Genomic DNA, 5,455 nt, shown 5'->3' with positions numbered 1-5,455 from the left:
TCACCGACCTGGCCCGGTGGGTCGCGGAACTGGAAAGCGGCCCTCAGCCACACCCAGGGGCGGACAGGTGTCGGCCAGGTCCCGCACATCATCACAACAGACAGTCGATACTCTCCCTGATATCAGGGGTCAAGATAAACCTTGAAGGCGAGGTACCAGATTAAGAATAACCTGGTTCGTATTTCGCTGTCTGCGGCATGCGAGCTTGGCGGACACCTAAGAAGCATTCGCTTTCCACAAAAAATCTTCATCATTGCCCATCTAATGCACATTTTCCCGATCGGCAGACCCCGCCGGCGATTGATGCCGGGAGTGCGTGGAAATTGTCCTGGGGCATTCGGGAGAAGGCCTGTGATGGCCGGAGTCGCCCTGGCTTGTGTCCGAACTCCGCAATTTTCGGACCCGGGGCTTGCCACGGGAGCTGCTTTTGGGCATACTGAAAAGCGCGAGGTCGAAAAGGACCGGCGCTCAGGGTATTGACAGACCTCGCCGATATTCTATACAATGAGCTGACACGGGGTGGGGGTGGGTTGTACCTTCGCCCCTTTTGAGCCCAGTTGGCCTGTGATCGGTTTGGGTCGCCCAATCGGGCTTGCCAAGGCGGCGAGTTTCGAAATCATCCTACCGTAGTTATCCGCCTTGTCTGTAGTTCCTTCGGCGCAAGGCAGCTCCGCACAGGCGAACAACCCTTTATTTCCGTGACTCGGCAGGCAGACTGTTTTTGTCAAAGTAAGGTCTGCTTTACCGACGTCGATCACATGGCGTTGTGGGGCTCGCAAAAAGCCTTCGTGAAAAAACCCGGTGTGGGGACCATCCCGAAAAGGTGGCAGGCCAATTGAACTGTGGGGCGATGGCTCGATCGGCCATCCGTTTTTCGTAGCCAAGTCGGTTGTGTTGGTTTCGGGTGTTTGTTTGGTGGTTCCTTGGAGTGAACCTAGAAAGAGAGGTGTCCCATGCGAAACGTTTTCGATGCCATCAGCGAATTCGGTCACGATGAGGATTTCGATCCTGTTCCCACCGACGAATTCGTTCCCACCGATGCTCCCGCGGGTTCTCGGGCTAAGCTGGAAGTGCTGGCGGAGCGCGTCCGGAAAGGCCTTCCGCTCTGGCATCCGCTGGATCGGAGCGACTACAGCGGCCTGACCGGCGCAGTGGAGCCGCGCGACTGAGTATTGTCTTTTTTCGCGAGCTGCCCGAGAGCCCGCCGAGTCCTACTCTGTCCCTGGTCTCGATCTCGAACCGACAGGACAGACGCTGCTCGGCGGGTTTGTCTTTTCTTGTCAGACTGATCAGCTTGGGAAGGCTGGGATAAGGCTCACGAATGCGTTGTGTTTTCGGAAAGTTCGGGAGAAGACTGTGACGCGGTCGGGGCGCGCGCTACCAGGTAGCGCTGTCCTGCTGCGTTGTAGAATAGAACGTCCTGCTTCTCGAGGTCCCAAATGGCCATGACTTTCATAAGTCGCGGGCCATACACACAAAAGAGGGTTGCACAGGGAGCCCCTTTGCGAAAAAAGTAGCTCTCCTGCATGGGGAAAACCCCTGGCTCCAGTTGATTGGTCTCACACAGGGTCTGATAAACAAACTGTCGAACTTGCTCGGGAATTTGCGGCAAATCCTGGAAAGGTTGACGCGGCGCAATCATGGGATGCTGATCCTGATGCTGTAGGGCAGGTTGTGCAGAAACCGAGGTTCCGACCCCGATTGATTGGAAGCCGTGATATGACACTTATCGACCATTCTCTTCGACCGTCTTTCATTCAGCCGGGACGAGGCGGTCCTGCGGTGGTTGCGCGAAATAGGTAAGCAATTCGCGTTGCGCAAATTCGACCGGAGAAAAAAGCAAGTTATGTCATGCAAATGAGACAGTAGCTCTCCACGGGGCACCACTCACGAGGCGGCCACCAGCGGCCCGAGCTTTCGTGCCAGCTCATCAAAGTGGGATCGTTCCAGAGGATGGAGAGATTCTTTTTTGAGTCCCAATTTGACACCTGCCTGAAAAGCCTCCGCTGCCTCTTTGTTTTTTCCGAGCTGGGCCAGTGCCTGCGCGGCATGGAAATAGAGAATCCCTGAAGGCTGGTCGTCCAGCGCTTCCTGAAGGACGGCGGCCGCCTGCTGCGGTTTGCCCTGTGCCATCAAAACCATCGCGTAGGTGTCAAGTAGATTGGCAACCGGACCCGCGATGTTGATGGCTGTTTTGATGAGCTTTTCGGCCTCGTCCACATTCGTCTTTTGAAGCGCCAAAACAGCGGCGAGATTATTGAGGGCGACGATGTTCTTGGGATCACGCTTAAGGACTTCGCGGTATGCTTGCTCACTCTCTCGAATTCGCTCCTGGAGTCCGTAAAAGTCGCCCAGGAGGAGAAGCAGAGAGAGCGGGCGGTCGTGTTTTTGCAGGGCGGCGAGCACGATTTTTTCCACGCGGTCTGCAGCCGCTCGGTCCTGGTACACACGCCCCATGATGACCGTGGTGGCCACCCGAACGAGCGCCAAATCAGCGCTCTGCCAGTTCTTCTCCAGCAGATCGAGCGATTCAGCAACGCGGTCATGGCGGGCAAGAAAAGCAGCCAGGAGGACGGCCGCCTCGGGATTCTTATCGACGAATCGGCGATAGATTGCTTCGGCCGCGGCCACAAAGCGCTTGGCTTCCTCAGGCTTGCCGTTGCGGGTCAGATAACCCGCAAGATATTCCGCCGTGTCTCCTGCCAAAGCCCAGCGAACCTGCTGGAGCCGTTCCTCTTCGGAGAGGGTTTGGGAACCAGCTTCCCCGGAAGGGGTGCCGGCTGCAACCTTTTTTTCGCTTTGCTGTTGGGGAGAAGGCGCATCAGAGGGTTTTCCCGGCGATTTTTCGTCCGTCTGGTTGGCAAAGTCTTCGAGCAACTTGAGCGCATCGTCATAACGTCCCTGCATCGTCCACAATCGGGCACGGAGTGCCACGACCGACATGTCGTTGGGAACCAGCTTTTCGAGCTGGCCAAGCCAGACTTCGGCCTCCGCCGTTTGCGACTGATCGAGAAGGAAGGTCACGTAGCGGCGCACGTACCGGGGTTCATTCCCGTGGGAAGCGAGGAGTGTTCGCATATGCCGGGCGGCGTTGGAAATATCCCCGTCGGCCATGTAGAGCTGTGCCAGTATAAATCGATCTTCCGGCGTGGCTCCGCTGTATTCGTTGACGACCTTTTCCAGCAGTTCGCGCCCCTCGATCCGCTTTTTCCGCTGGGGATGGGCACTGAGCAGGAGGGCCTCCGCACGAAGGTCCTGAATCGAGGGCTGCTGACCGGCCACACGATTTTGCCGAATAAGTTCCAATCCTTTCTGAAGGTTCTCGTATCCTCCCTGTGCGGCAAGGAGAAGGGCCATACTCCGCCGTCCCCACACGACATCCGTCTCAGGTGCCTGAACCTGTCCGGTTGTGATTCTTTCCAACTGGGCGCGGGCAGAGTCAGCACGGCCGGTGCGGAGGTAGAATTCAGCCACCTGCCGGATGATCGCCGGGTTGTCGGGCGAACTCGCGAGGGCCTCCTGGTACTGCTTTTCGGCTTCGTCGAGCTGGCCAAGCACTTCAAAAACCTGTGCCATCGCAAGCGGGGCAATCCCGCCTTTGATCTTCTGCCGGGCTTCATCGACAGTTTCCTTCGCCTTGGTCTGATCCCCGATCCGCGCATAGAACTGTACCAGCGCGACCCAGGCATCAGTTGATTCGGGAGCCAGCTCGACCCCTCTGCGAAATTCTTTCTCAGCTTCCGCAAGGGCCGCGTCTGCCTCAGAGGTACGACCTTCCGCTCGATAACGCAGTCCGAGGACGGCCTGAACTGTGGCGTACCACACGTGATCGCGGTAATCCTGGGACGTGGACGCTGCGCGTCTGGCCAGCTCGAGCGCCCGTTCGTAGTCTTCCAACCGCAGGGAGACCGTCGAGGCGAGTCTTTCCAGATCCGACGAGAAAGGCGCCTGCTGTTCTTCCAGGGTGCGGATGATTTTATCCGCCTCGAGGAAACGCTGCTCGCCATACAGTAACTGCACGAGTCGTCGCGCCGTCAGAATGCTGCGATCTCCCAAACTGATAGCACGGCTGTACGCATTGATGGCTGCGCTCGTATCTCCGAGCAGGTCGTAGATTTGTCCCTGGAGGGCAGGCACCCGCATCCAGTTGGGCCGGAGCACACCCGCCCTTGACAGATGGTCCAGGGCCTGGCGGAGTTGATCGCGGTTTTCACCCTTGGACTCGAGAAACAGTCGGACGGCTTCCCCGTAATGCCAGATAGGCCCGCGACCTTCGATCCGCGCAATCTCGTCGAGAACAGGCTTCAAGCTGGCCACATCCTGGGCCCGGATGGCCAGGTCGAAAAGGAGCAGCCGCACTTTCAGATTGTTCGGCGCCAGACGGCTCAACTCAGCGCACCACTGTCGAGCGGCATCGAAATCGGAGAACTGAATGGAATAGCCCACCAGGACACTCAAAACTCGCTGCCGATCTTCGTCTGACAGTTTCTCAGCAGCTTTGGCGATTTCGCGAAAAACTTGTTTGGCTTGCTCCTCGCCCCGGCGGGCAGCAAGCCGAGCACGGCTGACCAGGATCTCGGCCGATTCTCCGAATTTTGCGGTTAGTTCTTGCAGTAATTTTTCGGCTTCTGCGAACTGCCCCAGATGCTGGGCGAGTGCCACCCTGGCCAGGCCCACTTCCACGCGATCCGGATCTTCATTTTGAGCCTGCTCAAGGATCGTTTCGGCTTGTTGCAGCTGATTATCGGCCACGGCGATTTCCGCTCGCAGAACTGCGGCCTGAGGCCGAAATTGAGCGTCCTTCTCCAATGCGCTCAGAAGCTGCGTGACCTCCTGCCAGTTTCGCTGTGTCCGTGGTTGGCCCAGGTTGTTGAGGATGAGCAATCGGCAAAGATCGAGAATAACAGCGGGTGTTGCCTTTCCCATCCGGACCAGAGCACGATACTCTTCTATTGCGTCGTCCACGCGGCCCAGCTCGAGAAACGCTGCCGCTCGCCCAAGCCGAGCCTGGGGCCAAAGGGGATCCTCCGTGGCCGCCTTGGAATACGATGCCAGACTCTGGTCCATGTTGCCCATCTGCGCATAACACAGCCCCAGGTAAAAATCGACCTGTTTGAGCAGGTCAGGGACATTGGTCAAATCCGGTCGGATGACTTCCAATTTGCGTGCGGCCTCAAACCATTGCCCCCGGGCCAGGAGCAGTCGGGCTCTCAACCATTCCAGCCGCGAAAGTGGATACCGAGTTTGACTCAGCTCTTCGATGGCATTTTCAGCGGTTTTTTCGTCTCCCTGATTGAGGCTCATCTCTGCCAGGCTGGCCAGTACGGTTGCCCTGTCGCTCACCTTTTTCAGGGCGTTCTGAAGAGTGGCCATGCCCTCATCGGGATGGCCCTGAGCCGCCTGAATTGCCGCCAGCAAGGTGTAGCCGTCGGCTCGCCGGGGATCGAGCGCAACG

Annotated in this window: 3 protein-coding genes; 1 reads left to right on the top strand and 2 read right to left on the bottom strand. The window is 57.9% G+C overall.

The annotated features are described in order from the left end of the window. Positions 1-953: 953 nt before the first annotated feature. Positions 954-1,169: a hypothetical protein gene (locus H5U08_RS09215; RefSeq protein ID WP_297032371.1), complete on the top strand. Its 216-nt coding sequence runs from the start codon at positions 954-956 to the stop codon at positions 1,167-1,169. Positions 1,170-1,315: 146 nt separating this feature from the next. Here the strand turns inward: H5U08_RS09215 and H5U08_RS09210 are convergent, their stop codons facing one another. Together H5U08_RS09210 and H5U08_RS09205 are read right to left on the bottom strand one after the other, a co-directional pair. Further along, a complete protein-coding gene (locus H5U08_RS09210; RefSeq protein ID WP_297032370.1) occupies positions 1,316-1,642 on the bottom strand; it encodes a hypothetical protein in 327 nt (108 codons plus the stop codon). A gap of 245 nt (positions 1,643-1,887) precedes the next feature. Beyond that, on the bottom strand, positions 1,888-5,455 hold a 3,568-nt coding region (locus H5U08_RS09205), incomplete at its 5' end, for a tetratricopeptide repeat protein (RefSeq protein WP_297032369.1).

The sequence above is a fragment of the Thermogutta sp. genome (assembly GCF_014359955.1).
In the GTDB taxonomy this organism is placed as follows: domain Bacteria; phylum Planctomycetota; class Planctomycetia; order Pirellulales; family Thermoguttaceae; genus Thermogutta.
The sequence above is the reverse complement of the archived record's forward strand: the minus strand, read 5'-3'. Positions and strand labels throughout refer to the sequence as shown.

Bases quoted from the DNA above. Each gene is read 5' to 3' on its own strand.
- H5U08_RS09215 (WP_297032371.1), top strand. From the start codon at position 954: ATGCGAAACGTTTTCGATGCCATCAGCGAATTCGGTCACGATGAGGAT.
- H5U08_RS09210 (WP_297032370.1), bottom strand. From the start codon at position 1,642: ATGATTGCGCCGCGTCAACCTTTCCAGGATTTGCCGCAAATTCCCGAG.